We start from the raw sequence: 26,286 nt of genomic DNA, 5'->3' as shown, positions 1-26,286 counted from the left end.
CTGGGCCGTCCGGGGCACCGTCATGGACTGATGGTCCTCCGCCGGCCCCCGCCCCACCAGGGCCCGTGGCCCGCCGATGACCTGGTCCTGACCGGCGCCCAGGGCGACGGCACCCACGAGCAGCACCCGCCGAGGGCCGTAGCGGTCCACCGCGACGCCGCTGAGGGCACCCAGGCACAAGCAGGTGAGCGAGGTCAGGGCGAAGGAGGCCGGGGCACCTCCGGTCGCCGACCGGCGGTGGACGGAGGACCGTGGGACACGTCGTCGCCCCGGGGCCGGCACCAGGCCCGGACGGAGGTCGCATGGGACGGGTGCACCTGCTCGCCACGGGCGGCACCATCGCCAGCCGACAGGGGCCGCACGGGCTCGCGGCGGTCACCCCCGCCGCCGAGCTGCTCGCCACCGCCCACGCCCCGGCGGGGGTGACCGTGACGACCAGCGACCTCGGCACCGTCGCCAGCTTCGCCCTGACGACGTCGGACGCGCAGAGCCTGGTGGCAGCGGCCCGCCGCTGCCTCGCCGACGGCGTGGACGGCGTCGTCGTCACCCACGGCACGGACACCATGGAGGAGTCCGCGTACCTCGCCGACCTGGTCCACGACGACCCGCGCCCGATCGTCTTCACCGGCGCGCAACGCCCGTTCGACAGCCCGGCCCCCGATGGTCCGCACAACCTCGCCGACGCCCTGCGGGTCGCCTCCGCACCCGCCGCCCGGGACCTCGGGGTGCTGGTCTGCTTCGACGGCCTCGCCTTCGCCGCCCGCGGGGTGCGCAAGACAGACACCCTGCGCAGCGGTGCGTTCGGGGCGCCCGGGCGCGGGCCGGCGATCCGGCTGGCCGGCGAGTCGGTGCTGCCGCTGGGCAGGACCGCGCGACCGGCGCCCCTCCCGCTCGACCTGCGGGCGGAGCTGCCCCGCGTCGACGTCGTGGCCTGCCACCTCGGTGCGGACGCGTCGTTGCTGCACGCCGCGGTCACCGCCGGCGCCGCCGGGCTGGTCCTGCAGGCGCTCGGCGCGGGGAACGTCCCCCCGGCGATCGCGGAAGCCACCGAGCACCTCGTCGCCCGCGGGGTCCCCGTCCTGGTCTGCTCCCGGGTGCCCGCCGGTCCCGTCGCGCCCGTCTACGCCGCCGGAGGTGCCCGGCTGGCCCGGGGCGGTGCCGTGTTCGCCGGTGATCTCAGCCCGTGGCAGGGCCGGCTGCTCCTGGCCGCAGCGCTCGCCCTCGCCCCCGACGACCCGCAGCGGGTGCTGGCCCAGCACCTCGCCGTCTGACCCCACCGCCCCGGTCCGGGGCCGACCTGTGTGAAGGAGCGTGACGACGATGAGCAAGGAGATCCTCGTGGCCTTCGGCGTCGACATCGACGCCGTCGGCGGCTGGCTGGGCTCGTACGGCGGGGAGGACTCCCCCGACGACATCTCCCGGGGTGTGTTCGCCGGTGAGGTCGGTGTCCCGCGCATCCTGGAGCTGTTCCGGCGGTACGGCCTGACCCAGACGTTCTTCTGGCCGGGGCACTCGATCGAGACGTTCCCGGAGCAGTTCGACGCCTGCGTCGCAGCCGGGCACGAGATCGGCGTGCACGGCTACAGCCACGAGAACCCGATCGCGATGAGCCGCGAGCAGGAGCAGGCGGTGCTCGACCGCTGCATCGAGCTGATCGAGGAGAAGACCGGGCGCCGTCCCACCGGCTACGTGGCTCCGTGGTGGGAGTTCAGCGGCGTCACCAACGAGCTGCTGCTCGAGCGCGGCATCAAGTACGACCACTCGCTGATGCACCGGGACTTCGAGCCCTACCACGTCCGGGTCGGCGATTCCTGGACGAAGATCGACTACTCGGCGTCGGCGGAGAGCTGGATGGAGCCGCTGGTCCGCGGGGAGGAGACCGACCTGGTCGAGATCCCGGCCAACTGGTACCTCGACGACCTGCCGCCGATGATGTTCGTGAAGTCCAGCCCCAACAGCCACGGGTTCGTGAACCCGCGGGACATCGAGCAGATGTGGCGGGACCAGTTCGACTGGGTCCACCGGGAGATGGACCAGGCGGCCTTCACCATGACCATCCACCCGGACGTCTCCGGACGCCCGCAGGTGCTGCTCATGCTGGAACGGCTCATCGAGCACATCAACGGTCACGACGGCGTCCGCTGGGCGACCTTCGACCAGATCGCCGACGACTTCCTGAGCCGCTCACCCCGTGGCGGTGGCGGGCCCCGCTGATCCGGCGGGGCCGGTCGGTGAGGGTGTCCCCCTCGAGCACCGACCGGCCGAGCGTGCGCCGCGGCAGCCGGTCAGGAGGACGGCGCGACGAAGACGCAGCTCCCGGCGTGGTCCTGTGGCTCCTGGCAGACGCGACCGGTGTGCAGGTCCGTCATGCCGCAGTGGCCGGCGTCCGCGGCCGACGAGTCGATGCTCGCGTTGTGCACGTCCAGGCGCTCGGTGTCGGCCGATCGCGGTGCTGAGCTGGTCATGGGTCCTCGGATCAGGTGGGGAGGAGGTGGTCCTGGTCGGCGGAGGCGCCGCTCGCGACGGAGCCGACCGCGGAGCCGACCGTGGAGCCGACCGCCCGAGCATCCCCCACGGCAGGGCGCAGCGGCAGGGTCGCCGGACCCTGTTCGAGGTCTCCAGCTCTGTGGGCCGGCGCGGCGGCCGAGCACCCCGCGGCAGCGGCTGCCGGTTCGCGACCGGGGTGGGCGACGCCGACCTGGCCGCTGTCCCGGGGGTCTCGGGGAACCGCAGGACCGTCATGCGCGGGGCAGGAGCCCCCGCCGCAGCTCGTCCATGGCCTGCTCCAGGCCCACCCGCGGCGCCCAGCCCCAGGCCCGCGCACGGTCGGTGCGCAGCTGTCCGGTCCAGACCGGTTCGTCGGTCCACTCGGGTGCGATCCCCCACGCGTCGGTCACCGTGCCGAGGTAGTCGTGCCACGTCGCCGGCTCACCCGCGACGACGACCGGCGTCGTGCCCCCGGCCACGGGGCCAGGACCCGGGTCGTCGGCGGTCGCGACGGCGCCCGTGGCGAGGTCCGCGATCAAGGCCGCCAGGTCGTCCACGTGCACCCACGCGAACGTCTTCGCCGGGTTCGCCCGGCGATCTCCGTCGCGCATCGCCTGCGGTCGCAGCGTGTTCCAGACAGACGTGTCGCCGGCGCCCATGATCGCCGGTGGGCGGACCAGCACGGTCGTGAGCCCGCCGACCTGCTCCAGCGCCGCGTCGGTGGCCCGCTTGGTGTCCGGGTAGTCGCCGCTGCCCTCGGGCAGGAGCTCGCCGTCCTCGGCCACGTCCCCGACGCCGGCCGAACGGTCGTAGACCCCGGCCGTGGACATGTGCACGAGCCGGGCGACGCCGGCGTCCCGCGCCGCCCGGGCGATGACCGGCGTGCCCTCGACGCCCACCCGGTGCTGGACCTCTCGGGACGAGCCCATCGGGTGGACCGTCGTGACGACCGCGTCAGCGCCCTGGGTCACCTCGCGGGCGAGCTCCTCGTCGGCGAAGTCCCCGACGAGCTCGGTGACCCCGTCGAGCACGGGCGCGCCGCCGGCCCGGCGGACGACCGCGCGCACCCGCGCCGACCGCTCGACGAGCGCCCGGCACACCGCGGTGCCCACCAGCCCGTTGGCACCGGTCACCACGACGACGGGAGAGGACGTGACCATGCCGACCACCCTGCCAGCGACCGCACGACGGCGCTGCCCGACTGCCCGCCGGGTCACGTCACCACGGGCTCGCCGATGCCGCCGTCCCCGGCTCTCCCGGAGTCCCGGTCGATCGGGGACGTCAGGGGCGGATCCCCGTGACCGGCCGGCCGGCGAGGGCGGTGACCACCTCGACGGCGGCGGGCCAGTACCGCTCGTAGTGGTACGGGTCGGCGTTGCGCTGGGTGCGGTGCGCGGCGATCGTCGGTGGGAGCGCGTGCCAGTCCGGCACCTCCTGCAGGGCACGGAAGAAGTTGGTCGCACTCGTGGTGGGGTCCATCCGGTCGGCGTACGAGCCCCAGGCCCCGTTGTCCCGCTGCTGGAACAACCCGCGCGAGTCCGGGCCGACGGCATCGCCACGGTCGAGGACCCGCAACGAGGACTCCCCCATCGCGGTCATGACCCCGATCGTCTGGGCGCAGGTGTCCAGGCCCAAGGCCTGGCCGGCGTTCACGATCGCGGCCGCGTTCGCCAGTTGGTCGCCTCGGTAGCCGGCGACCGGACCGGACGGCACAGCTGCGGCGTCCACCCGCACCCCGGCCTCGGCCACGGCGCACTCCGCCGACCGCGGCAGCTCCTCGCCCGCCTGGCGGGTCAGCACGACCAGGACGGCTGCCACCATCCCTGCGGCGAGCACCACCGCCAGCCATCCGCGCGGCCCCCACGTCGACAGTCCACCCCGACGTGGTCCGGACGCCATCGTCCTCCTCCGCTCGCCCGCTGTGACAACTGACCAACGAGCGGGTCGTCGACAAGGTCCCCATCCGCGCGCGCCGCCGGGAGCCTGCCCTCCTCGCCCTGGCCGGCGCGCTACCGTCGAGCATCAGGAGACTGATGGTGAGGCCACCGTGCGGACCGCCGTCCGGTCCTCCCCCGTACCAGGAGGTCGTCGTGAGCGAGCCCGACAGTCCAAGACCGGTCGCGACCGGGGTGGACGACGCCCGCCTGGCCGGCCTCCGGCGCTGGAACCTGGCGCTGACCGTGCTGCACGCCGCCCAGGCCGTCGCCGTCCTGCTGCTGGCCAGCAGCTTTGCCATCACCGTGACGACGTCCTTCCCGGCCGGTCCGCCCGGGACGGCGGTGCCGGCGCCGGAGCCCCTGGTCGACATCGGTGTGGGGGCGGCCATCGCGGTCTTCCTCGGGCTGGCCGCGGTGGACCACCTGCTGACCGGCACCGTGCTCCGCCGGCGGTACGAGACCGACCTGCGCCGCGGCATCAACCGGTTCCGCTGGTCGGAGTACTCGATCAGCTCCACCATCATGGTGCTGCTGATCTGCACCTACACCGGCATCACCGGGCTGAGCGCACTGATCGGCATCGCCGGCGCGAACGTCGCGATGATCCTGTTCGGCTGGCTGCAGGAGCGGATGAACCCGCCCGGCCGCACCCGGACGACGATGCTGCCCTTCTGGTTCGGGTGCATCGCCGGGGCCGCGCCCTGGGTGGCGATCACCGCCAACATCGTCGGCGCCGCCCAGCTCCCGGGGTTCGTCATCGGGATCTTCGTGTCGCTGTTCGTCTTCTTCATGAGCTTCGCGGTCAACCAGTGGCTGCAGTACCGCGAGATCGGCCCGTGGCGCAGCTACGCCCACGGCGAGAAGGCCTACCTGGTGCTGAGCCTGGTCGCCAAGAGCGTGCTCGCCTGGCAGGTCTTCGCCGGCTCGCTGGCCACCTGACCCGCGCGGGCGTTCGAGCCCGGCGGCCCCACCGGCAAGGCTCAACCGATGGAGCCTGACCCCGGGCCCGCTGTTCTGGAGCGTCGCTGGCTGGGTGCGACCGTACGCCTGGAGCGGCCATCATGGGCGCCTCACGGCACTCCATGACCACCGCGACCGGACGCCGCGGTCGGGACCGGGGGCCGGCGGTGATCAGCCGGTCATGAAGCCGCTCTCGTAGGCGGCGATCACCGCCTGGGTGCGGTCCCGCGCCCGGAGCTTGAGCAGCACGCTGCTGACGTGGGTCTTCACCGTCTCGCGGCTGAGGAACAGTTCGGTGGCGATCTCGGCGTTGGACAGCCCGCCCGCCACCAGCCGCAGCACGTCGGCCTCGCGGCCGGTCAGCTCCGGCAGGGCGGCCGGCCCCCGCGCACGGGACGGCGCGTGCGAGGCGATCAGCCGCCGGGTCAGGTCCGGGAGCACCAGCGACGTCCCCCGGGCGACGACCCGGATGGCGTCGACGAGCTCCTCCGGGTCCGACCGCTTCAGCGCGAAGCCGCTCGCCCCGGCCTGCAGCGAGCGGAACAGGTAGTCGTCGTCCTCGAACGTGGTCAGGACCAGCACGCGGGGGCGCTGCGCGTCCCGGGCGACCAGCTCCGCGGTCGCCGCGATGCCGTCCATGTCGGGCATCCGGACGTCCATGAGGACGACGTCCGGGTCGGTGTCGGCCGCGACGGTCAGCGCCTCCCGTCCGGTGCCGGCGTCGCCCACCACGGTCATGTCCGGCTCGCTCTCCAGGATGACCCGCAGCCCGGAGCGGACGAGCACGTCGTCGTCCACGAGCAGCAGCCGCACGGCGCTCACGCGGCGCCCGACAGTGGCAGGGTGACGCACAGGTCGAACCCGCCCGAGGGGGTGTGCTCGGCGCTGAGCGTCCCGCCGGCGGCGACCGCCCGTTCCCGGAGGCCGGCCAGCCCGCGGCCGCCGCCGGGGCCCGGGCGGCCGTCGAGCTGGGTGACCCCCTCGTTGCACACCCGGACGGCGAGGGCGCCCTCGCTGCGGACGACCTGGGCGACCGTCAACGGCGTGCCCGCGTGCCGCAGCACGTTCGTCGTCCCCTCCTGGACCACCCGGTAGGCGAGCTCCTGGAGCTCGGCGGGCACGTCGTCGACGTCGCCGTCGACCACGAGCGCGACGGGGAGGCCGCCGTCGCGGAGGCCGGCGAGCAGGTCCTCGAGGTCGTCGAGCGACGGCGCGGCGAACGGGACGGGGTCCCGGCCCCCGTCCTCTGCCCGGAGCACGGTGAGCACCCGGTCGAGCTCCGCGAGCGCGGCCCGGGTGTTGGTCTCGATGTGCCCGAGCGCCTGCCGGGCGAAGTCCGGCTGCAGCGGCCGGTCGCCGGCCGGGGTCAGCGTCCGGCGGGCGGCGGTGGCCTGCAGCAGGCTGGCGGTCAGCGCGTGGCCGATGGTGTCGTGCAGGTCGCGGGCCAGCTTGTTCCGGTCGGCCAGTCGGCGGGTGCGCTGCTGCAGCACGGCGATCCGCTGTTCGGGCGCGGTGCCGAGCAGGCGGGGCGCCACGGATGCCGACAGCCGCACCAGCAGGTCGACCACGGCCAGGGTGAGGACGACGTCGGCGACCATCAGCGCGAGCAGCGGGAGTGCGTTGAGCGGGTTCCACTCGACGTCCCAGCCGAGCGTGACGAAGAGCGCGGCACCGAAGAGCAGGGCGGCGGACGTGGCGACGCCGAAGAGCAGACGTGCGCCCAGCCAGCCCAGGGCACGCCAGGTGTCGGGCGCGAGGACCAGCCGTCGGAGCTTGCGGACGACGCCGCGCTGGTCGCGGACCCGCTCCGCCTCGGGGATGTCGACCCCGAGCAGGCGGCGGGCCAGCCGGCGCTCCATGCCGGCCAGTCCGCGGGTCACCGCCAGCACCAGCAGGATGAGCAGCACGCCGACGCCGTAGACCAGGGCCACCACCGAACCGATGAGCCCCAGGTACAGGGCCAGGAACAGCACTCCCAGGGGCACGCTCGCCAGCGCGTACAGGGCCCGGCCGCGCCACCCCGGGCGGGCGGCGACCAGAAGCGCCCGCAGCCGGGCGGCGGTCCCGGCCGCCGAGTGCGGGGAGGTCGTCGGGGGCACGGCTCGATCCTGGCCCACCACCGCGCCCGGCGACTCCCCCTCCGGCGCCCCGCTCCCCTCCCCCACGCGGGGGACCCCGGTCGGCACCGCGGGGTGATCCGCCCGGGCCGGCCGGCCCGACACGCTCGGTGTCATGACTGCACCCCTCCCGTGGCGGCGACGCCGTCACGCCCCCGACGGGCCGCGAGCATGATCCAGGTGCGCGGCCTCACCAAGGAGTACGGCACCAGGTCCAGGCTGCGCGGTGCCGGCACCGTCCGGGCCGTCGACGACCTGACCTTCGACGTCCAGCCGGGCAAGGTGACCGGCTTCCTCGGTCCGAACGGCGCAGGCAAGTCCACGACGATGCGCATGGTCCTCGGCCTCGACCGGCCCACCGCCGGCTCCGCGCTGGTGACCGGCCGCCGCTTCGCCGAGCTGTCCGAGCCGCTCCGGGTCGCCGGTGCGCTGCTCGACGCCGGCGCGGTGCACCCCGGGCGCAGCGGCCGCGACCACCTGCGGGTGGCCGCCCGCACGCACGGCATCCCGCTGCGCCGGGTGGACGACGTCATCGACCAGGTGGGGCTGGGCCCGGCAGCCCGGCGGCGGGTGCGCGGCTACTCCCTCGGCATGCGCCAGCGGCTCGGCATCGCCACCGCGCTGATCGGGGACCCCGCCGTCCTGCTGTTCGACGAGCCGATGAACGGCCTGGACCTCGACGGCGTCCGGTGGGTCCGCCAGCTGGTGCGTGGGCTGGCCGACGAGGGCAGGACCGTCCTGCTGTCCAGCCACCTGATGAGCGAGATGGAGCAGACGGCCGACCACCTGGTGATCATCGGCCGCGGCCGGCTGATCGCCGACGCCTCGATGCAGGAGGTGATGCGCCGGGAGGACGCGCAGCGGCAGGTCCGGGTCCGGACCCCCTCCCCCCGCGACCTCGCCGGCGCCCTGCGGCGCCGTCGGCTGCAGGTGCACCCGACCGACGACGGCGACCTGCTGGTCGAGGGCGCGACGGCCGAGACCGTCGGCGACGTCGCACTCGAGCTCGGCGTGGCGGTGCACCGGCTGACCGAGGAGCACTCCTCGCTCGAGGAGGTCTACCTCGACCTCACCGGCGACACAGTCCAGTACCGGGTCGCCAGTGCCCCCGAGCCGGCCGAGCTGGTGCGGCGATGACCGCCGCGCAGGCCGCCGACCGGGCGGCGGCGGGCCCCGAGCCGGGGACCCCATCCCTCCTCGCCCGCACCGCCGGCGCCGAGTGGCTGCGGCTGCGCACGGTGCGGTCGACGTGGTGGTGCCTGCTCGCCGCCGCGGTGACCGTCGTGGGCATCGGCGTGACCGCCGCCTTCGACGAGGCGGCCGGACCGGGCGCCCCGTCGGCGGCCCTGCCGGCGACGTTCGCCGGCGAGTTCGGCGTGCTGCTCGGCCAGTTCGGGCTGCTGGTGCTCGCCTTGATCGCCGTCACGCAGGAGCACGCCAGCGGATCGATCGGCCCGACCCTGCAGTGGACGCCGCGCCGCGGGGTGCTGCTGGCCGCACGGGTCGCCGTGCCGGTCGTCGTCGCCACGGTGGCCGGGGTGCTCCTCGCACTGGTCGCCGACGTCGCCGCCTGGCTCATCGCACCCGAGCTGACCCTGTCGGCCGCCGAGCTGGCCGGCAGCCTGGGCGGGGTCGCGGCCGTGCTGGTCGCCGGCAGCGTGCTGGCCGTCGGGGTCGGCCTGCTGCTGCGCAGCACGGCGGGCGCACTGGCCACGGTCTTCCTGCTCCAGCTGGTCCTCCCCGCCCTGCTGCCCGGGTTCGGCGTGGCGTGGATGGCCGACCTCGGTGAGGTGCTGCCGGGCACGGGCGCCGTCTGGACGCTGCTGGGTGAGCCGGACATGACGGCGGCCCACGCGGCGGCGCTGCTGGTCGGCTGGTCCGCCGCGGCGATGGTGGCCGGCGGCTGGTCACTGCTGCGCCGGGACGCCTCGTAGGTCGGGTCAGGTCAGGCGGGCGGACCGTCGGCGTCGTCCGGGTCCTCCTCGGGTTCGAAGGTGCCGCCGGCCTCCTCCGACAGACCCATCTCCACGCCGGGCGCGCCCTTCTCCGGTGCCGGGTCGGCATCCGGCTGGTCGGTGTCCGGTGCATCGGGGTTGGTCACAGCGGTCCTCCTGTCGTCTCGGCCGGCCGGCCGGCCGTCATCCGTCCCCGCGCCGGGGGGCGAGGCCGGGGTCGTCGGTGCGGGGTCCGTCCGGACGGCCGAGGACGTCGTGCACCACGCCCGCACTGCCCCCGCCGCGCCGTTCCACCTCCGCAGCGGCCAGCATCAGCCCACCCGGCAGGTACTCGATGCCGGTGGCCGCACCGAGCTCCTCCACGACGGTGAACTCGTGCCCGAGGGCGGCGAGGGGCGCCCCGTAGGCCTCGATGAACGTCGGTTCCGCGCTCACCGCGGTGGTGTTCCGCTGGCTCGCCCGGGGGGCGGCGATCGCCTCGGCGAGGTCCATGTTGCGGTCGATGCGGTTCACCAGGGTCTGCAGCACCGTCGTGATGATCGTGCTGCCGCCCGGCGAGCCGAGGCCGAGCACCGGTTCGCCGGCGTGCAGCACGATCGTCGGCGCCATGCTGCTGCGCGGCCGCTTGCCCGGGGCCGGCAGGTTCGGCTCGGGCTGGGTGGGATCGGCCGCGGCGAAGGTGAAGTCGGTGAGCTCGTTGTTCAGGATGAACCCGCGGCCGGGCACCGTGATCCCGCTGCCGCCGGTCTGCTCGATGGTCAGCGTGTAGCTGGCGATGTTGCCCTCGGCATCGCCGACCGTGAGGTGCGTGGTGGACGGGCCCTCGGGGCCCTCCGCGACCGTGGGCTCCCCCTCCACCGGGCACGGGCCGTACTCGCCGTCCGGGTCCCCGGCGGTCGTCGGCTTCGCCAGGGCCACCGCCGGGTCGATCGCGCACGCCCGCTCGCCGGCGAAGCCGTCCGAGAGCAGCTCGGCGAGCGGCACCTGGCTGTACGCCGGGTCCCCGACGTAGGCGTTGCGGTCGGCGAAGGCCAACGCGCTGGCCTCGAGGTAGTGGTGCAGCACCGGCACGGGGGGCAGCGAGCCGAGCGGGTACCGCTCCAGGATGTTCAGCGCCTCCGCGACGGTCGAGCCGCCGCTGGACGGCGGGGCCATGCCGTAGACCTCGAGCCCCCGGTAGTCGATCCGGGTGGGCTCGCGCAGCGGGGCGTCGTACAGCGCGAGGTCGACCGCCTCGAGCAGACCCGGCCGGACCTCCGCCGCGCCGGCTGCCTCGGGCGGGTCCTGCACCGTCTGCACGACGTCCTCGGCCAGCTCGCCGTCGTAGAACGGGTCCACGCCCTGCTCCGCCAGGAGGCGGTAGGTCTCGGCCAGGTCGGGGTTGGCGAAGGTGGAGCCCACCTCGGGCAGGGCGCCGTTCGGCAGGAACAGCTCGGCGGTCGGTTCGAAGCGGCGGAACTTCTCCTCGTTCTCCGCGGTCTGCTGCTGGAACGTCTCGTCGACGACGAAGCCCTCGTCGGCCAGCCGGATCGCGCCCTGCAGCGCCTCCGACAGCGACCAGGTGCCGAACTCCTCCAGCGCCGTCTCCCAGGTGCGCGGTGTCCCCGGCGTGCCCACCGACAGCCCGCTCTGCACCGCCTCGGCGAACGGGAGGGGTTCACCTGCCTCGTCGAGGAAGGCGTCGGCACCCATCGCGAGCGGCGCGGTCTCCCGGCCGTCGATCGTGGTGACCACCCCGGTGTCGGCGTCGAAGTAGAGGAAGAACCCGCCACCACCGACCCCGGCCGAGTAGGGCTCGGTCACGCCCAGCGCGGCGGCCGTGGCCACGGCGGCGTCCGCGGCGTTCCCGCCGGCGGCCAGCACCGCCAGGCCCACCCGGGTGGCGTCGGCGTCGACGGTGGCGACCGCACCCCCGGTCCCGACCGCCAGTGCCCGCTTCTCCGTCACGAGCTCGGGCGGGATTGCGCTGGCCGGCCCCGCGGCCGCGAGGGCGCCGGCGGTCAGCGCGGTCAGAGCGACCAGGGTGGTGCGTGGACGCGACATGGAGACTCCTCGGGCGTCATCGATGCGCAGGGACACATCGGACACCTCCGGAGCTCCTCGCGCCACCCCATCGGCGAGCCCCGGCCCCGGATCGCACAGGACACGCCGGCGAGCGCGGCACTGCGATGAGCGATGAGTTCCGCGCAGCCACCGAGTCGAAGAGCTGACCGCGACCGATCCGACTGGAGGCCCTCGTGCCCGACACCACCCGGCAGGCCCTGTGGGCAGCCGCCCACGCCGAACGCGCCGCCCTGGCCGGCGACCTGGCCGAGTTGGACGAGACGCAGTGGGCCGAGCCGTCGCTGTGCGGGCGGTGGAGCGTCGAGGAGGTCGTGGCCCACCTGAGCGCCGCTGCCAGCACCGGGCGGGCGCGCTGGCTGGTGAGCATGATCGGCGCGCGCTTCGACGCCGACGTGCACAACGACCGCCGCCTGGCCGAGCACCGCGGCGGCACGCCCGCCGAGACGCTGCAGCGCTTCCGCACGGTCGGTGAGAGCACCACCGCCCCCAGCGGGCACACCGCCGCCTGGCTCGGCGAGGTCGTCGTCCACGCGCAGGACGTCCGCCGCCCACTCGGCCTGCCCGGCCGGCCCCCGGTGCCCGTGGTCACCGAGGTCGCCCGCTTCTACGCCGCCCGGGACTTCGCCGTGAACAGTCGCACCGCCGCCGACGGCCTGCGCCTGGAGGCCGACGACGGGCCCTTCGCCGCGGGTGCCGGCCCGCTGGTCACCGGCACGACCCTGGCGCTGACGATGGCCCTGGCCGGACGGGCGGCGTTCTGCGAGGAGCTGACTGGCCCCGGCGTGCCCGTGCTGCGCGACCGCTGCGCGCGCTCCTGAGCCACCCGGGGGCCGGACACGGGCGGCGGGCGGGTGCTCCGTCCCCGGCCGCCGCCCGCCGGTCCGGCGTCAGACCGACGACGACAGGCTGCGCACGCTGCTGGTCGTGGTGAGGGCCAGCCGGCGGCTCATCCGCAGCCCTTGGTCGGCGAGGGCGAACGTCGCCTCGATGACGTCCTCGGGGCGGACCAGCGCCGCGGGCACGATGCCGCGGACGATGGTCGTGATGCTCTGGACGACGCCGGCGACGGCGTCCTCGCCACTGCGGGCGGCTTCCTGCAGCTGCTGCCGGGCGCGCTCCTGCTCCTGGTCACGCAGCTCCGCGAGCAGGCCGGCGCGCGCCTGCTCGAGCACCCGGTCGGCCTGCCGGCGCTCCTCGGTGCCGCCGGAGGCGGAACGCACGAGCTCGCCGGCGACCAGTTGCCGGGCGCGCTGGGCCACCTCCTCCTGGGTCCGGGCCAGCTCGTGGACCTCGCCGTCGGACCCCGTGAGCAGCTCCGGCGCCGTCCGCTCGTCGGTGTCGGGGGCGGCGGGCTGGTTCTTCGCGGCCGCGGCCTGCTTGGTCGTGTTCGTCGGTCCGGTCATGAGGTGGTCCTCCTGTGCTCGGTCCATCGGGACCTCCAGACTCGGCCCGGCCGGTGAACACGTGGGGTGTCACGGGGAGACAGCTGGGGAGTCCGGCTCGAACTCGGGCGCCGGCCGGTGTGTCGCCCGGCGGGTCGTCGGCCCGCCACCGGCGCCACGAGGAGGGCGCCCAGCGCCATCGGGGCCGTGGCGGCGTGGCCGATGAGCACCCCGAGCCGCGGCCTCCGCCCCGGCGGCCGGCCACCCGGTCCGGGACCAGGTGGTCGACCGCGGCGTGCGTCCGCCGTCAGGACGCCGTCCTCCGGATCAGGCGGCTCGACCGGGAGCAGCCACCTCGGTGATGCCACCGCGGGGCATGGTGACGTCGGAGGCGATGGCCTCGTCGTGGCCCTCGTGCTTGCTGACCTTGCGGGCGATGACCGCCAGCAGGATCCCGTAGACCACCTTGGAGGTGACGTCGGCGACGGTGTAGGTGATCTGCCGGGCGACCACGCCGTCGGCGGAGTCCCAGATCGCCGGCATCAGGTAGGCGCCGGGGTAGAGCATCCAGGAGACCAGCAGCAGCCACCACACGGCCTTGACCAGCGGGCGAACCTCAGCGGGGAGCCGGCCGACGTTGCCGTACACGGTGCGGTGGACCAGCGCCAGGATGACCAGGAAGAAGACCGTGCTGATCGATCCCCAGATCCAGAAGGGCGCGCTGCGCTCGACCTCGTAGAACTGGCCGACGTAGCCGGTGTAGACCATCCCCAGCCCGGCGACGGTGAACACGATCCAGCCGCGGCGGAAGGCGGCGCCGGTCACCCCGAGCACGATCAGCATCTGCAGGAGCAGCACCGGGACGTCGATCGACCAGTTCATGTACCGGTAGCCGTTGGAGAACAGCGCGTCCGCCTGGCTGAACGCCGCGCCGTCCCAACGGAAGGCGCTCTCCCACTTCTGGGAGATGACCAGCAGCTCCAGGAACGCCGACACCATCACGACCGCGGACAGGGTCGAGGACAGCTGGTACCTGGGCAGGGAGTTCTTGCTGGTCAGGACGAAGTACACCAGTCCGGCGGCCATGGCGGCGTAGCCGACGGTGAAGACGTGGGACACGATCGTGTACTGGAAGAAGTCGTAGGTGAAGGTGTTCTCGATGTTCACGGGTCTCCTGGGGGATCGCGGCCTCGTGCCTCTGCTCGATCACGAACACCTGGCTCTTCGCCCGCCCGCCACACCTCGGATGCGGCGATCGGCAGCCCAGGACGTGGCCCGACGACCGGCCCCCGAACCGCTCCGCCCTGAGCTCGAGGAACGCTCACGAGCCGATGGGGTCGTCACCGGCCAGGCAGTCGGGGTGGACACGTCGCTCCACGAGGTCATCCGCCAGGTCGTCGACCGTCCGGTCGCCGGCGAAGGCATGGGCTCGCAGCAGCGCCAAGGCGTCCGTGGCCTCCAGCCGTTGCCCCAGCATGACCATGCCGACTGCCATCCACAGCCGGCCCCGGCGGCGCGCCTCCGGCGTGTCCCGCGCATCCGGGACCTCGGCGGGCAACCACGGATCCCACGCGGCGGCCTCCCCCAACCGCTGGGCGATGAGGGCAGCGACCCGGCCGGCCGTGCACTCTGCTGCGGTGGCCGCACCGAGCGGGTCGGTCCAGTACAGGGAGAGGCAGCCCAACCCCGTCAGCGAACCGGGGAGGGGCAGGGCCAGCATGCTGCGGATGGGGGTGCGGGCGACCAACTGGTCGTGGAACGCCGGCCACTCGCTCACCAGGCGCGCCTCCACGGCCCGCACCGGGGCACCGCGCTCCACGGCCTGCAGACACGGGCCGGCGCCCATGGTGAACTGCAGCTCCTCCACCAGCGCCGCGGTCGCATCGCTGGCCGCCAGCGGTGTCCGCTGGTGCGGGCGACCGTGGACGCCCAACCCGGCTCCGTCCACCTCCAGCACTGCCGCGGCGGCGCGGGCGAGTCGCATCGGCAGGTGGTCCAGGTCACCGTTGCGGTCGGGCAGTTCGGCGGCCAGCGCCTCGTCGAACCGCTCGGCGAAGTCCATCCCGCGTCCCCTCCCGTCCCCTCGGGCATGCCACCACACCCGCCGGCTCCCACCGTTCCTGGGACCGTGCCCGCACCCCCAGGGGGCAAACCGAGCGGCCGCACCGGCACCAGCCACCGCACGGCGGCTCGGTCTGCCTGCCGGTGTCCGGTCAGCCGTCGTCGGGAGGCCCTGGCACGGCCGGGGAACCGCTGGAGGCCGCCGGGACGTTGGCCCGGCAGCCGATCGTCGTCTGGACGACGGGCCCAGCGTCCCCCCGAGGAGCACCATGACCACCCCGCTGCCGACCGGCCCTGCCGGCGGACTGGACGTGCGGGCCGACGACGAGCTGTCGTGGCTGCTCTCCCTGGACAGCACGGTGCTCGCCGTCCTCGGTGGCGTGTTCGTGACCGTGCTGCTGATGGCCCTGCTCGCCGGGTGGCTGGTCGTCCGACGGGTGCGGCGCAGCCCCCTGGTGGCCCGGAGCCGGGAACTCGCCTCGCGCGGCCGCGAGCTCGGCGTGCAGGGTGCCACCGTCGTCGCTGCCCGCCGCCTGCCGCCGGGCGAGCGGCGCACGGCCGCGGAGCTCCAGCTCGAGGTCGCCCGCGCCCGGGACCGGCTGCGCCGCCAGGTGGCCGCTGCCCAGGCCGCCGGGGCGCACCTCGGCGAGGTGCCGGACCTGCTCCCCTCGCTGGCGGCCGAGGGCAGCCGGCTCGAGCAGCGCCTGCGGCAGCGGGCCCTGGACCCCGAGCCGGCCGGCCGCGACGACCCGGCGCCAGAGGCGCGGGCGTACCTGGAGACGGTCGCCGACGTCTGCGACGCGGTGCTCCAGGCGGAGCGGGCCGTCGCGCCGACCAGCCGGACGACGGCCGACGTCGCCGAGGCGGTCACCGCGCTGCGCGCGCACACCGCCGCCTACCAGGAGCTCACCGCCCCGCCGGCGATGCCCCCGCTGCCCTCTCCGACCGCTGCGCCCACCCCGACCGGCGCCGACGTCCGTCGCCCGCCGCTCTGAGGCGACGCACAGCTGCCGGAGGAGGGGTGCTCGACGACCGCACCGGCACCGCTCACGTTCCGGCGGGGACGGGGGCCGGGGCGACCAGCGCCGCCAGCATGGCCGCGGTGTCCAGGTAGGCCTCGAAGCGGTGCACCCGGCCGCCGAAGACGGTGGAGACGTGCACCTCGGGCACGTCGAACGGTGCGCCGGTCGCCCGCACCACGCCGCGGGTCCGGCCGACCTGGACCACGTGGCCGGACCCGTCGGCGACGTCGCCGGGCAGGCCCGCGGTGGCGTGCTCACGGGAGTCCAGGGTCTCCAGCAGCCGGTAGGCCGGCCCACGTTCACCAGGACGCGGTGCTCTGCCGCCGCCGGGACGAGCTCGTCCACGACCTGCCGCTGCACCGGCATCACGAGGAGACCCCGGCGGAGCTCCACCCGGATCCGGGGACTGGGTCACCGCACCTCCCGCCGCTACGACGGATGATCCGCCGTCCCGCGCCGCGTGCCAAGGGCCGCGCGGACGCCGTCCCCGCACGCATGGGTCGACCTCGGCCGCCCCATGTCCCCTGAGACTGCGACCCACAGACACGGACCAGCCCCCACGGCGTGCTGCCGTGGGGGCTGGCGTCCGGTGCGCGAGGGCACCGGCTGACCGGCAGCGCCGGTCGGGTGGCTCAGTTCGTGCGACGGCGGCCGGTCAGGCGGCTGAGCAGTCGCTTGAGCAGGTTGGCCTTGATCAGTCCGGACACGATGCCCATGTCGGTTCCTCCTCCGGGTCGGTTGGAGCAGGTGGTACCCCGCACCTGTGCGTTCCATGTGCGGGCCGGCCCGCACGCCGACCGCGGGGTCAGGAGCGGGCCCGGTTGCGCGGTCGCCGGCCGCGGGCGAACCACCGCTCGACCCGGCGCCAGCGGTTCGGGGTCTTCTCGCGGTCCAGCACCTCGGACTCGGCGAGCGCCCGGTCGACCGGTCCGAGCTCGGGCGGCTCGAAGGGCACCACGGAACGACCGGTCGGCCGGCGCAGCCGCTCGATGCCCTGCACCAGCGAGCCGGCGTCGGTGACGGCGGCGGAGACGTCGTCCGGCGTGCACCCGAGGTGCTCGGCGAGCAGCCGGTCGCGGAAGGCGAGGATGGTCGCGGCCACCTGGTCGGCGCCCGGCCGGCCCTCCACCGCCTCGATCGCCAGGTCGCACTCGGTGTCCAGGCCCATCGACCGGTTGTTCAGGTTGCTGGAGCCCAGGCGCAGCAGCCGGTCGTCGATGACGGCCACCTTGGCGTGCACGTAGATCTGCTCGCGCTGCTCGGTCACCGGCGAGTAGAGCCGGAACCGGTCGTGGACGTCGGCCTCGCGGACGATCTCCAGCGCCAGGGCGCGCGCGGTGCCCATCGCCTTCTCCGACAGCCAGCCGTCGGCGGTCCACGGGTTGAGCACGACGACCTCCGGGCCGTCGGGCTCACGCAGCCGCTCGGCGATCGCCTCGGCGATCCGGCGGTTGGCGAAGTACTGGCTCTCCACGTAGATCGACCGTCGAGCCGCGGCGATGCCGGCGAGCCACAGCAGCTCGATCTCGTGCACCAGTTCCGCGCCGTCGTGCTCGGGCCGGGTGCGGGCGATGGCGACGTCGACGTCGGTGAGGAGCGGCTCGACCTCCTCGGGCCAGCACGCCCGCTCCTCGGACAGCGGCTCCAGTCGCTCCCCGGTGCCGCTCTCCCACCGCATGCGGGCGAGCTCGGCGACGGCGCGGGCAGCGGGCCCGGTCAGCATGCTGGTCGCGTCGTGCCACGGCCCGGCCGGCCGGCCCTCGACCCGGCCCGGGGCCGGGGAGAGCCGGTGCGGGTTGACGTCGGCGTGGTCGGGGGTGTCCCACCGGTCGGCGGTGACGTCGATGCCGCCGGTGAAGGCCAGGCAGTCGTCGATGACCACGATCTTCTGGTGGTGTGCACCGCCGACCGGGTGGTGCGTGTCGATGGCGAGGGTGAGGCGGTCGGAGGTGCGCCGGTCCAGCAGCACGATCGGCTGCAGCCCCCGGCCGAGCGCGCGGAGCATGCCGAGGTCCCACTGGAGGACGCCGATCTCCAGCTGCGGGTTCTGCTCCACCGCCCGTTCCAGCACGGCGCCGAGCCGGTCGTCCTTCGGCCGGCCCCCGGCGAGCGGGTCCAGCCGGATGCGCGGGTCGAAGTCCCAGCCGATGAACAGCACCCGTCGCTCGGCGCGCAGCACGGCACGCTTGAGGGTGGCGAAGTACTCGGCCGCGTCGACGAAGACGGCGAAGCGGTCGGCCCGCTCGATCCGCCAGCAGGTCTCCCCGGGGACCAGCATCGCCACAGCTGCCTGCGGCGGGACCGCCCCTTCGTCACCCAGAGCGGGGAGGCCGAGGCCGGGGTCGGTGTCGGGTCCGGTGGTCGCCTGGCCGTCGTGCATCACGTCGGGAGTGTGCCCGTCGCCGCCGGTCCCACCAAGGACCGGCTCCCTCGAACCGGGTAGGCGGCGGAGCCCGGCCCGCTCGACCACCACGCCGACCGACGGGGGGCACGAGCCGGTCCGGGCCCGCCGGGTCAGGTCAGCTGGTTGATCCGGATCAGGTTGCCCGTGGGGTCACGGAAGGCGCAGTCCCGCACGCCGTGGTCCTGGTCCGTCGGCTCCTGCAGCACCTCGGCGCCGTTCGCCTCGAGCTCGGCGAAGGTGCCGTCGAGGTCGTCGGTGGCCAGGGTGACCGCGGCGTGGTTGCCCTTGGCGATCAGCTCCAGGACGGTGCGGCGCTCGTCGTCGCTGATCGTGGGGTCGGCGGCCGGCGGGTGCAGGACGATGGACGTCTGTGGCTGGTCGGGCGGGCCCACGGTGATCCAGCGCATGTCCTCGTAGCCGACGTCCTTGCGGACCTCGAAGCCGAGGACGTCGCGGTAGAAGGCCACCGAGGCCTCCGGGTCGGTGTGCGGCAGGAACGCGTAGTGGATGATCAAGGTCATGTCGGCCACGCCAGGGGCGGCACGGACGTCCGGGCTTCTCGATTCCTGACCGGTCTGGTCACCTGCTCGGCCAGGCACGGTGGGATCTCCGCGCTCCCCTGGGCGGCCCGCTCCCGGTAGACGCTGGGCGGCATCCCGACGAGTTCGGTGAAACGGGTGCTGAACGTGCCCAGCGAACCGCAGCCGACGGCGAAGCAGACGTCGGTCACGCTCAGGTCGCCCCGTCGCAGCAGCGTCATCGCGCGCTCGATCCGCCGGGTCATGAGGTAGGCGTAGGGCGACTCCCCGTAGGCCCGCTTGAACTCCCGGCTCAGGTGCCCGGCCGACACGTGCACCCCACGGGCGAGCGCGGCGACGTCCAGCGGCTGTGCGTACTCGCGGTCGATCCGGTCCCGCACCCGGCGCAGCAGCACCAGGTCGCTCACGCGCTGCTCCGATACGGGTCCACCGGTCACGTGCGCGAGCGCAGGGGCGCGCCCCGCTCGCGCGAGGCCTGTCGGGCCGCAGTGCCCCCGCCGTCGCCGGGGGCCGGGCACCGCGCTGGTAGAACCGACCGGTGAGCACCGAGGCGACACTGCTGCTCACGCTCGACCTCGTCGGCACGTTCGCCTTCGCGCTCAACGGTGCGCTCACCGCGCTGCGGGTGACCCGGCTGGACATCGTCGGCGTCATCACGCTGGGGATGACCACCGCCCTCGGCGGCGGGATCATCCGCGACGTCCTGCTCGGCGCCCTGCCGCCGGCGACGTTCAGCGACTGGCGCTACCTCGCGGTGGCCGCCGGCGGCGGGCTGGTCGCCTTCGTCTTCGGGCCCGGGCTGGACCGGCTGACCACCCCGATCACGGTGCTCGACGCCGCGGGGCTGAGCCTGTTCGCGGTCACCGGCGCGAGCAAGGCCCTCGCCCTCGGGCTGGGCCCGACACAGGCGGTGCTGCTCGGCGCGCTCACCGGGGTGGGTGGGGGCACGCTGCGCGACGTCCTGATCGGGCAGGTCCCGTCCGTCTTCCGCAGCGGCCTGTACGCGATCCCGGCACTGATCGGCGCGGCCGTCACCGTGGTGGCCGTCCAGCTCGACGTCTACGGGGTGGCCGCGGCCGTCGGCGCGGCGGCCGTCTGCTTCACCGTCCGGATGCTCGGCGTCCGTTTCGGCTGGAACGCGCCGATGCCCCGGACACCGCGCGCCCACCGGCCGGACGGCGCCTGACCGCCCGCGGGCCACACCTCCCCCAGGAGAATTGACCTGAACGTCACACGAGGGTCTTCCGTTGAAACGTGACGTGGGGCACTCTGTCCGCCACACCGCGCGGACGACCCCTTCGCCGCGCACCCGCATTCGTCAACATTCGTAGACGTTCCGAGGTGCAGCCATGACCACCACCCAGCTACAGCTGACCCATCCCCTGGACCCCGTCCAGGCCGCGGAGATCGAGGAGGTCCGGCGGATCACCACCGCGGCCGGTCTGGTCGTCGACAGCACCCGCTTCGTCTACGTCGGCCTCCAGGAGCCACCGAAGACCGAGGTGCTGGCACACCGCCCCGGGCAGCCGGTCAGCCGGCGCTTCCGGGTGCTGCTGCTGGACCTGGCCTCGCAGGTCTCCCGGGACGTCGTGGTCGACGCCACCGCCGGTGAGGTCGTCACGGCGGTCGAGCTGGACACCGCCACCTCCGGTCAGCTCCCGGTGCTCGACGAGGAGTTCGAGCTCGTCGAGCAGCTGCTGGCCACCGACGAGCGGTGGCTGGCCGCCCTGGCCGCCCGGGACCTGGACGTCGCCCAGGTCCGGGTGGCCCCGTTGTCGGCCGGCGCCTACGAGGAGTACCCGGACGAGGCGGGGCGCCGGGTGCTGCGCGGACTGGCCTTCCTGCAGGAGACGCCGACGGACTCCGCCTGGGCGCACCCGATCGACGGGCTGGTCGCCTACGTCGACACGATCAACCGGGTCGTCGACCAGGTCATCGACACCGGCGCCGTCCCGGTGCCCACCGGCTCGGGCAACTACGACGACCCGGCGGTCAGCGGCCCGCCGCGGACCACCCAGAAGCCGATCGAGATCACCCAGCCCGAGGGGTCGACCCTGACCCTGGACGGCAACGTGCTCACCTGGGAGAAGTGGTCGCTGCGGGTCGGCTTCGACACCCGCGAGGGCCTCGTGCTGCACCAGATCGGGTTCGACGAGGGCACCGGCGTGCGGCCGATCGTCTACCGCGCCTCGATCGCCGAGATGGTCGTCCCCTACGCCGACCCCAACCCGGTGCGCTCCTGGCAGAACTACTTCGACACCGGCGAGTACCTGGTCGGCCGCTACGCCAACGCCCTCGAGCTCGGCTGCGACTGCCTCGGCGACATCACCTACCTGGACGCCGTCATCGCCGACGAGCAGGGCAACCCGCGCACGCTGCCCAACGCGGTCTGCATCCACGAGGAGGACTACGGGATCCTCTGGAAGCACACCGACCTGTGGAGCGGCTCCCAGCAGACCCGTCGGCAGCGGCGGCTGGTGGTCTCCTTCTTCACCACCGTGGGCAACTACGACTACGGCTTCTACTGGTACCTCTACCTCGACGGCACCATCGAGTTCGAGGCCAAGGCCACCGGCGTCGTCTTCACCTCCGCCCACGACGGCGGCGAGTACCCGTACGCCTCGCAGATCGCCCCGGGGCTGGGCGCCCCGCTGCACCAGCACCTGTTCAGCGCCCGCCTGGACATGACGGTCGACGGCGTCGCCAACCGGGTCGACGAGGTCGAGGTCGTCCGGGTGCCGATGGGGCCGGACAACCAGCGCGGCAACGCGTTCACCACCTCCTGCACCACCCTGGCCACCGAGTCCGCGGCCCAGCGCGACGCCTCCCCGGCCACCGACCGGGTCTGGCACATCGTCAACCCCGAGCGGCTCAACCACGTCGGCCAGCCGGTCGGGTACGCCCTGTACCCGGAGGGGCTGCCGACCCTGCTGTCGGACCCGGGGTCCTCGATCGCCCGGCGGGCGGCGTTCGCCACCCGGCACCTGTGGGTGACCCGCTACGACCCCGCCGAGCGCTACTCGGCCGGGGACTTCGTCAACCAGCACAGCGGGGGCTCCGGGCTGCCCGAGTACGCCGCCGCCGACCGCGACATCGACGGCCAGGACCTGGTGGTGTGGCACACCTTCGGGCTCACCCACGTCCCCCGGCCGGAGGACTGGCCGATCATGCCGGTGGACTACACCGGGTTCCGGCTCAAGCCGTTCGGCTTCTTCGACCGCAACCCCACCCTCGACGTGCCGGCCTCGACCTCCGCGCACTGCGCGGGCGGCGCCGCCTCCTGCTCGACCACGGAGGCCTCCGGTGAGTGAGCGCCCGACCACCTCGACCGGCGCGACCGCGCTGACCTCCCCCGGCGATCCGGCCGGCCGGCGCAGCGACGGCGAGCAGCTGAAGTCCGGCCGGCTCGGCGTCCTCGGCATCGTCTTCTTCGTCGTCGCCGCCGCGGCCCCGCTGGTCGGCATGACCGGCGCCGTGCCGGTGGCCATCGCGGCCGGCAACGGCGCCGGCGCCCCGGGCGCCTACGTCGCCGTCGGGATCGTCCTCATGGTGTTCGCCTCCGCCTTCTCGGCGATGAGCCGGGTGGTGACCAACACCGGCGCGTTCTTCGCCTACGTCGGCCGCGGCCTGGGCCTGTCCGCCGGCGTCGGCTCGGCGTTCGTCTCCGTGTTCGCCTACCTGACCATCCAGCTGGCGGTCTACGGGTTCTTCGGCGGTCTGATGGCCGGGCAGATGGACGCCACCTTCGGCATCGACGCCCCCTGGTGGCTGTGGACGCTCGCCGCCTGGGCGCTGGTGCTCGCCCTCTCGGTGGTCAGCGTCGACGTCGGCGCCAAGGTCCTCGGCACGCTCATGGTCCTGGAGCTGCTCAGCCTGGCCGTCGTCGCCGTCGCCGTCATGCTGGAAGGCGGCGGCCCCGACGGGGCTAACCTGGTCGAGTCCTTCGCCCCGCAGAACGTCTTCGTCGGCGGCCTGGCCGGCTCGGCCGGCATCGCGCTGGCCTTCGCCTTCGCCTCCTACATCGGCTTCGAGGCCACCGCGATCTACGGCGAGGAGAGCAAGGACCCCGAGCGCACCGTGCCGCGGGCCACCTATGCCGCGGTCGGGCTGATCACCGTCATCTTCGCCGCGGCCTCCTGGGCCGTGGTGAGCGGACTGGGCACCGACGACGTCGTCGCCCGGGTGCTCGAGGAGTCCTCGGTGGACGGCGTGCCGCTGGCCGACCCGGCGGCAGTGCTGTTCTCCGTCGCCGCCACCTACGTCGGCGACTGGCTGGCCACGGTGATGAGCTGGCTGGTGCTCTCCAGCCTGTTCGCCGGGCTGCTGGCCTTCCAGAACTGCAGCGCCCGCTACTTCTTCTCCCTCGGCCGGGCCGGGGTCTTCCCCGGGGCGCTGCAGAGCACCAACCGGCACGGCGCCCCCGGCATCGGGGCGATCGTGACCAGCGTCCTCACCGGCGCGGTCATCGTGGTCTTCGCCCTGGCCGGCCTGGACCCGGTGCTCAACCTCTTCTACTGGTCCTCCGGGATGGCGGTCATCTCCGTCGTGCTGGTGGAGATCCTCGTCTGCCTGGCCGTCCTGGTGCACTTCCGCGGGACGGCGCGCGGGGGCCACTGGTGGTCCACGCTGGCCGCACCGGTGCTGGCCGCCCTCGGCCTGGCCACCGGGCTCTACCTGCTGATCGGCCGGTTCGGCCTGCTGGCCGGCACCGTCCCCGAGGGCGTCGACCCGGCCGTGACGGCCTGGCAGCTCAGTGCCACCGGCTGGACGCTGGTGCTGCTGCCCTTCGTGCTGTTCCTGATCGGATTGGTGGTCGGCGCGGTGCTCTCCCGGAACGCCGACCAGCGCCCGGCGCTGCGCGACGTCGTGGGCTGAGCGGTGACCGCTCATCTGCTGGTCTGCGGCGCGGGCGCCGGGCTGGCGATGGTCGGGCACTTCCCGCACCGGCCGCCACTGTGGGTGCCGCACGCCCTGGGGCTGGTGGCGATGGTGGTGGCCTGGCTGCCCGCCGCCCGCCCGCTGGGCGAGCCGGTGGCACTGCTCGCGCTGGCGGCGCTCCTGGCCTGGCAGCTGTGCCGCGTCCGGACGCCGGCCGCCCGCTGGTCCGGGGCGGTCGACACCGTGGCGATGGCCGCGCTCATCGCGCTCGCCGGTGTCGGCGGCGGGACGGCGGCGGGCGGCGCCCACGGCGGGCACCACACCGGCGCCGAGGGCACGCTCCCCTATGCCGTCGCCGTCCTGGTGGTCTGGCTCGTCGTGCGGCACGCCACCCGCGAGGGCGGGCCGCACGACCACCGCGCCGACCGGGACGACGCCGTCCCGGAGCGACCTCGTCGCGCCGGTCGGGCGCTGGGTGCCCTGCGGTTCACCGGGGGGCTGGTGATGCTGTCGGGGATGACCGCGATGCTCGTCTGAGCACCCCCGTCTGCCGAGGAGCCCCGTGCCCAAGATCGTCGACCACGCCGCCCGCCGCACCGAGATCATCGAGGCGGTGTGGTCACTGATCGTCCGCAAGGGCTTCATCGCGGTCACCATGCGGGAGCTGGCCGCGGAGGCGGGGTACGCCAACGGCGCCCTGGCCCGGTACTTCCCCGACAAGGACGCCGTGCTGCGGGCGGCGTTCCAGCGGGCCTTCGACGCCACCAACGAGCGGGCCCGCGCCGCGATCGGGGACCGCGGCGGGCTCACCGCGTTCCGGCTGCTGTGCCTGGAGATCATGCCGCTGGACGAGGTCCGGCTCGCGGAGGCCCGGGTGGTCATCGGCTTCTGGGACTACGCCGCCGGCCAGCCGGAGCTCGTGGAGTTCTACGACAGCGCCATGGAGACCTGGCGCGCGGAGATGCGGATGTACCTGGGCCAGGCCCAGGTCGCCGGCGAGCTGGCACCGGGCCGCCCGCACGACCTGATCGTCGACGCGGTGCTCGCCATGACCATGGGGTTGCAGATCAACGCCTGCTTCTCCCCCCGCCACAACACCCCCGAACGCCAGACGGCCCTCCTCGAGGACTTCCTCACCACCATCGGCCGCCCGGCGTCCTCCTGAGCCGCCGACGCCCCAGCACCCGCGCAGGGTGCTGGGGCGTCGGCGGACGGTGCGGTCAGTCGAAGACGATGACGCCGCGGATGTTCTTGCCGGCGTGCATGTCCTCGTAGGCCTCGGCGACCTGGTCCAGCGTGTACTCCCGGGTGACCAGCTCGTCGAGCTTGAGCTGACCGGCCTGGTACATCCGGAGCAGGGCCGGGATGTCGTGCCGCGGGTTGGACTCGCCGAACAGCGACCCCTGCAGCCGCTTCTGCATGAGCGTGAGGTCACCCAGGGCGATCGGGGCGCCGGTGGCGGTGACGTCACCGAGCCCGGTCAGCACGACGGTGCCGGCCTTGCGGACCGCGGCCAGCGCCTGGGCCACGTGCTCCCCCTGCACCACGCCGACGGTGATGATGACGGCGTGGGCGCCCTGCCCGTTGGTGATGGACCGGGCGTACTCGGTCGCCTCCTCGATGCCGGCGAAGGCGTGCGTGGCCCCGAACTCCTTCGCCTTCTCCTGCTTGAACGGTGCCGGGTCCACGGCGATGACCGTGCTGGCCCCGGCGTGCACCGCCCCCTGCAGCGCGTTCGCCCCGATGCCGCCGATGCCCATCACGATCACCGTCGCCCCCGGCTTGATGTTCGCCGAGCGGACCGCCGACCCCCAGCCGGTGGGCACCCCGCAGCCCACCAGGGCGGCGGCCTTGAGCGGGACGTCCTTGCTGATCTTCACCACGGAGTCGACCGAGGCGGTCGTGTACTCGCTGAAGGTGGAGATGCCGCACTGCTGACCGACGGGGTTGCCGTCCTCGCTCATCCGGAAGCTGGTCGGGTCGTCGGCCCGGGCACCGGTGAGCAGGGAGGCCCCGAGGTCGCAGAGGTTGCTCTGCCCCTGGGCGCACGGCTCGCAGTGCCCGCAGGCGGGCAGGAACGAGAAGACGACGTGGTCACCGACCTCGTAGCCGGGGGTGTTCGGCCCGACCGCGGTGACGACGCCGGCGCCCTCGTGCCCACCGACGTAGGGGTAGACCCCGACCGGCACGTCCCCGGTGGCGACGTGGTCGTCGGAGTGGCACAGGCCCGATGCGGCGAGCTTGACCGTCACTTCGCCCTGACGTGGGTCGTCGAGCTCGACGGTGGCCGTCTCGTAGGTGCCGGGGGCCTTGCGGACGAGCGAGACGCGGGTGGTGACGGGCACGGGTGCTCCTCTCTGAGCAGGGACGGTGCGGCCGGTCCGGCGCGGGCTCGGTGGGCCTCCCGGGCGCCGGTCACTCCTCCCCGGTGGTTCCCGACCGATCGGTCAGGAATGCAGGCAGCCTACGGGTCCGGAGTG

Annotated in this window: 27 protein-coding genes; 12 read left to right on the top strand and 15 right to left on the bottom strand. The window is 74.2% G+C overall.

Annotation, left to right across the window (positions count from 1 at the left end; translation table 11 throughout):
- Window positions 1–302 precede the first annotated feature (302 nt).
- Both O2W16_RS08485 and O2W16_RS08480 read left to right on the top strand, forming a co-directional pair.
- Window positions 303–1,271, top strand: coding sequence for an asparaginase (locus O2W16_RS08485; protein WP_269158377.1), 969 nt, complete (start codon window positions 303–305; stop codon window positions 1,269–1,271).
- 49 nt (window positions 1,272–1,320) lie between these two features.
- The gene (locus tag O2W16_RS08480; RefSeq protein WP_269158376.1) at window positions 1,321–2,214 is read left to right on the top strand and encodes a polysaccharide deacetylase family protein; all 894 of its coding nucleotides are present in this window, start codon (window positions 1,321–1,323) and stop codon (window positions 2,212–2,214) included.
- 71 nt (window positions 2,215–2,285) lie between these two features.
- On the opposite strand, the gene O2W16_RS08475 is transcribed toward O2W16_RS08480, so the two are convergent.
- The 3 genes from O2W16_RS08475 to O2W16_RS08465 all read right to left on the bottom strand — a co-directional run bounded on the left by O2W16_RS08475 (window position 2,286) and on the right by O2W16_RS08465 (window position 4,326).
- Window positions 2,286–2,465 (bottom strand): hypothetical protein, encoded by a 180-nt coding sequence (locus O2W16_RS08475; RefSeq protein ID WP_269158375.1) that lies wholly within the window; start codon window positions 2,463–2,465, stop codon window positions 2,286–2,288.
- A 273-nt stretch (window positions 2,466–2,738) separates the two neighbouring features.
- Window positions 2,739–3,647, bottom strand: a complete 909-nt coding sequence (locus O2W16_RS08470) for an NAD-dependent epimerase/dehydratase family protein (protein WP_269158374.1) — start codon at window positions 3,645–3,647, stop codon at window positions 2,739–2,741.
- A gap of 121 nt (window positions 3,648–3,768) precedes the next feature.
- Entirely contained in the window at window positions 3,769–4,326 is a 558-nt protein-coding gene (locus O2W16_RS08465) for a hypothetical protein (protein ID WP_269158373.1), read from the bottom strand.
- A gap of 251 nt (window positions 4,327–4,577) precedes the next feature.
- Here O2W16_RS08465 and heR point away from each other — a divergent pair, with 251 nt between their 5' ends.
- Window positions 4,578–5,363 (top strand): heliorhodopsin HeR, encoded by a 786-nt coding sequence (gene heR / locus O2W16_RS08460; protein ID WP_269158372.1) that lies wholly within the window; start codon window positions 4,578–4,580, stop codon window positions 5,361–5,363.
- A 192-nt stretch (window positions 5,364–5,555) separates the two neighbouring features.
- Here the strand turns inward: heR and O2W16_RS08455 are convergent, their stop codons facing one another.
- A complete protein-coding gene (locus O2W16_RS08455) occupies window positions 5,556–6,206 on the bottom strand; it encodes a response regulator (RefSeq protein WP_269158371.1) in 651 nt (216 codons plus the stop codon).
- The gene (locus tag O2W16_RS08450; protein WP_269158370.1) at window positions 6,203–7,483 is read right to left on the bottom strand and encodes a sensor histidine kinase; all 1,281 of its coding nucleotides are present in this window, start codon (window positions 7,481–7,483) and stop codon (window positions 6,203–6,205) included. The genes O2W16_RS08455 and O2W16_RS08450 overlap by 4 nt, the downstream gene beginning before the upstream one ends.
- Window positions 7,484–7,672: 189 nt before the next feature.
- Here O2W16_RS08450 and O2W16_RS08445 point away from each other — a divergent pair, with 189 nt between their 5' ends.
- Together O2W16_RS08445 and O2W16_RS08440 are read left to right on the top strand one after the other, a co-directional pair.
- On the top strand, window positions 7,673–8,638 hold the full coding sequence (locus tag O2W16_RS08445; protein ID WP_269158369.1) for an ABC transporter ATP-binding protein: 966 nt from the start codon (window positions 7,673–7,675) through the stop codon (window positions 8,636–8,638).
- Window positions 8,635–9,435, top strand: a complete 801-nt coding sequence (locus O2W16_RS08440; protein WP_269158368.1) for a hypothetical protein — start codon at window positions 8,635–8,637, stop codon at window positions 9,433–9,435. Before O2W16_RS08445 ends, O2W16_RS08440 begins: the two co-directional genes overlap by 4 nt.
- 11 nt (window positions 9,436–9,446) lie before the next feature.
- On the opposite strand, the gene O2W16_RS08435 is transcribed toward O2W16_RS08440, so the two are convergent.
- The gene (locus O2W16_RS08435; RefSeq protein ID WP_269158367.1) at window positions 9,447–9,602 is read right to left on the bottom strand and encodes a hypothetical protein; all 156 of its coding nucleotides are present in this window, start codon (window positions 9,600–9,602) and stop codon (window positions 9,447–9,449) included.
- A 37-nt stretch (window positions 9,603–9,639) separates the two neighbouring features.
- A complete protein-coding gene (ggt, locus tag O2W16_RS08430; RefSeq protein WP_269158366.1) occupies window positions 9,640–11,499 on the bottom strand; it encodes a gamma-glutamyltransferase in 1,860 nt (619 codons plus the stop codon).
- Between the two features lie 194 nt (window positions 11,500–11,693).
- Between ggt and O2W16_RS08425 the strand changes: the two genes are divergently transcribed.
- On the top strand, window positions 11,694–12,338 hold the full coding sequence (locus O2W16_RS08425) for a maleylpyruvate isomerase family mycothiol-dependent enzyme (protein ID WP_269158365.1): 645 nt from the start codon (window positions 11,694–11,696) through the stop codon (window positions 12,336–12,338).
- A gap of 69 nt (window positions 12,339–12,407) precedes the next feature.
- Here O2W16_RS08425 and O2W16_RS08420 read toward each other — a convergent pair whose 3' ends face one another.
- From O2W16_RS08420 to O2W16_RS08410, 3 genes are all read right to left on the bottom strand, one after another.
- The gene (locus O2W16_RS08420) at window positions 12,408–12,923 is read right to left on the bottom strand and encodes a hypothetical protein (RefSeq protein WP_269158364.1); all 516 of its coding nucleotides are present in this window, start codon (window positions 12,921–12,923) and stop codon (window positions 12,408–12,410) included.
- A 306-nt stretch (window positions 12,924–13,229) separates the two neighbouring features.
- A complete protein-coding gene (locus tag O2W16_RS08415; RefSeq protein WP_269158363.1) occupies window positions 13,230–14,069 on the bottom strand; it encodes a bacteriorhodopsin in 840 nt (279 codons plus the stop codon).
- A gap of 154 nt (window positions 14,070–14,223) precedes the next feature.
- A complete protein-coding gene (locus tag O2W16_RS08410; RefSeq protein ID WP_269158362.1) occupies window positions 14,224–14,964 on the bottom strand; it encodes a hypothetical protein in 741 nt (246 codons plus the stop codon).
- Between the two features lie 268 nt (window positions 14,965–15,232).
- On the opposite strand from O2W16_RS08410, the gene O2W16_RS08405 reads away from it, so the two are divergent.
- A complete protein-coding gene (locus O2W16_RS08405) occupies window positions 15,233–15,958 on the top strand; it encodes a hypothetical protein (RefSeq protein WP_269158361.1) in 726 nt (241 codons plus the stop codon).
- Window positions 15,959–16,010: 52 nt separating this feature from the next.
- On the opposite strand, the gene O2W16_RS08400 is transcribed toward O2W16_RS08405, so the two are convergent.
- The 4 genes from O2W16_RS08400 to O2W16_RS08385 form a co-directional block, all read right to left on the bottom strand.
- On the bottom strand, window positions 16,011–16,190 hold the full coding sequence (locus O2W16_RS08400; protein ID WP_269158360.1) for a hypothetical protein: 180 nt from the start codon (window positions 16,188–16,190) through the stop codon (window positions 16,011–16,013).
- A 600-nt stretch (window positions 16,191–16,790) separates the two neighbouring features.
- Window positions 16,791–18,365, bottom strand: coding sequence for a phospholipase D-like domain-containing protein (locus tag O2W16_RS08395; RefSeq protein WP_269158629.1), 1,575 nt, complete (start codon window positions 18,363–18,365; stop codon window positions 16,791–16,793).
- Window positions 18,366–18,499: 134 nt separating this feature from the next.
- Window positions 18,500–18,910 (bottom strand): VOC family protein, encoded by a 411-nt coding sequence (locus O2W16_RS08390; protein ID WP_269158359.1) that lies wholly within the window; start codon window positions 18,908–18,910, stop codon window positions 18,500–18,502.
- Complete coding sequence (locus tag O2W16_RS08385; RefSeq protein WP_269158358.1) at window positions 18,907–19,335, bottom strand: helix-turn-helix transcriptional regulator; 429 nt, start codon at window positions 19,333–19,335, stop codon at window positions 18,907–18,909. Before O2W16_RS08385 ends, O2W16_RS08390 begins: the two co-directional genes overlap by 4 nt.
- Window positions 19,336–19,466: 131 nt before the next feature.
- Between O2W16_RS08385 and O2W16_RS08380 the strand changes: the two genes are divergently transcribed.
- From O2W16_RS08380 to O2W16_RS08360, 5 genes are all read left to right on the top strand, one after another.
- Window positions 19,467–20,114, top strand: coding sequence for a trimeric intracellular cation channel family protein (locus O2W16_RS08380; RefSeq protein ID WP_269158357.1), 648 nt, complete (start codon window positions 19,467–19,469; stop codon window positions 20,112–20,114).
- Window positions 20,115–20,277: 163 nt separating this feature from the next.
- Entirely contained in the window at window positions 20,278–22,239 is a 1,962-nt protein-coding gene (locus O2W16_RS08375) for a primary-amine oxidase (protein WP_269158356.1), read from the top strand.
- Window positions 22,232–23,803 (top strand): APC family permease, encoded by a 1,572-nt coding sequence (locus O2W16_RS08370; protein ID WP_269158355.1) that lies wholly within the window; start codon window positions 22,232–22,234, stop codon window positions 23,801–23,803. Before O2W16_RS08375 ends, O2W16_RS08370 begins: the two co-directional genes overlap by 8 nt.
- Window positions 23,804–23,806: 3 nt before the next feature.
- On the top strand, window positions 23,807–24,343 hold the full coding sequence (locus tag O2W16_RS08365; protein WP_269158354.1) for a hypothetical protein: 537 nt from the start codon (window positions 23,807–23,809) through the stop codon (window positions 24,341–24,343).
- Between the two features lie 25 nt (window positions 24,344–24,368).
- The gene (locus O2W16_RS08360) at window positions 24,369–24,971 is read left to right on the top strand and encodes a TetR/AcrR family transcriptional regulator (protein ID WP_269158353.1); all 603 of its coding nucleotides are present in this window, start codon (window positions 24,369–24,371) and stop codon (window positions 24,969–24,971) included.
- Between the two features lie 55 nt (window positions 24,972–25,026).
- On the opposite strand, the gene O2W16_RS08355 is transcribed toward O2W16_RS08360, so the two are convergent.
- Window positions 25,027–26,151 carry an NDMA-dependent alcohol dehydrogenase gene (locus tag O2W16_RS08355; RefSeq protein ID WP_269158352.1) on the bottom strand — a complete coding sequence of 375 codons (1,125 nt, stop codon included), beginning with the start codon at window positions 26,149–26,151 and terminating at the stop codon, window positions 25,027–25,029.
- Window positions 26,152–26,286: the final 135 nt, after the last annotated feature.

This window comes from Modestobacter sp. VKM Ac-2984, assembly GCF_026967985.1.
Taxonomy (GTDB): domain Bacteria; phylum Actinomycetota; class Actinomycetes; order Mycobacteriales; family Geodermatophilaceae; genus Modestobacter.
This window is presented reverse-complemented; position numbering and strand designations above follow the sequence as displayed.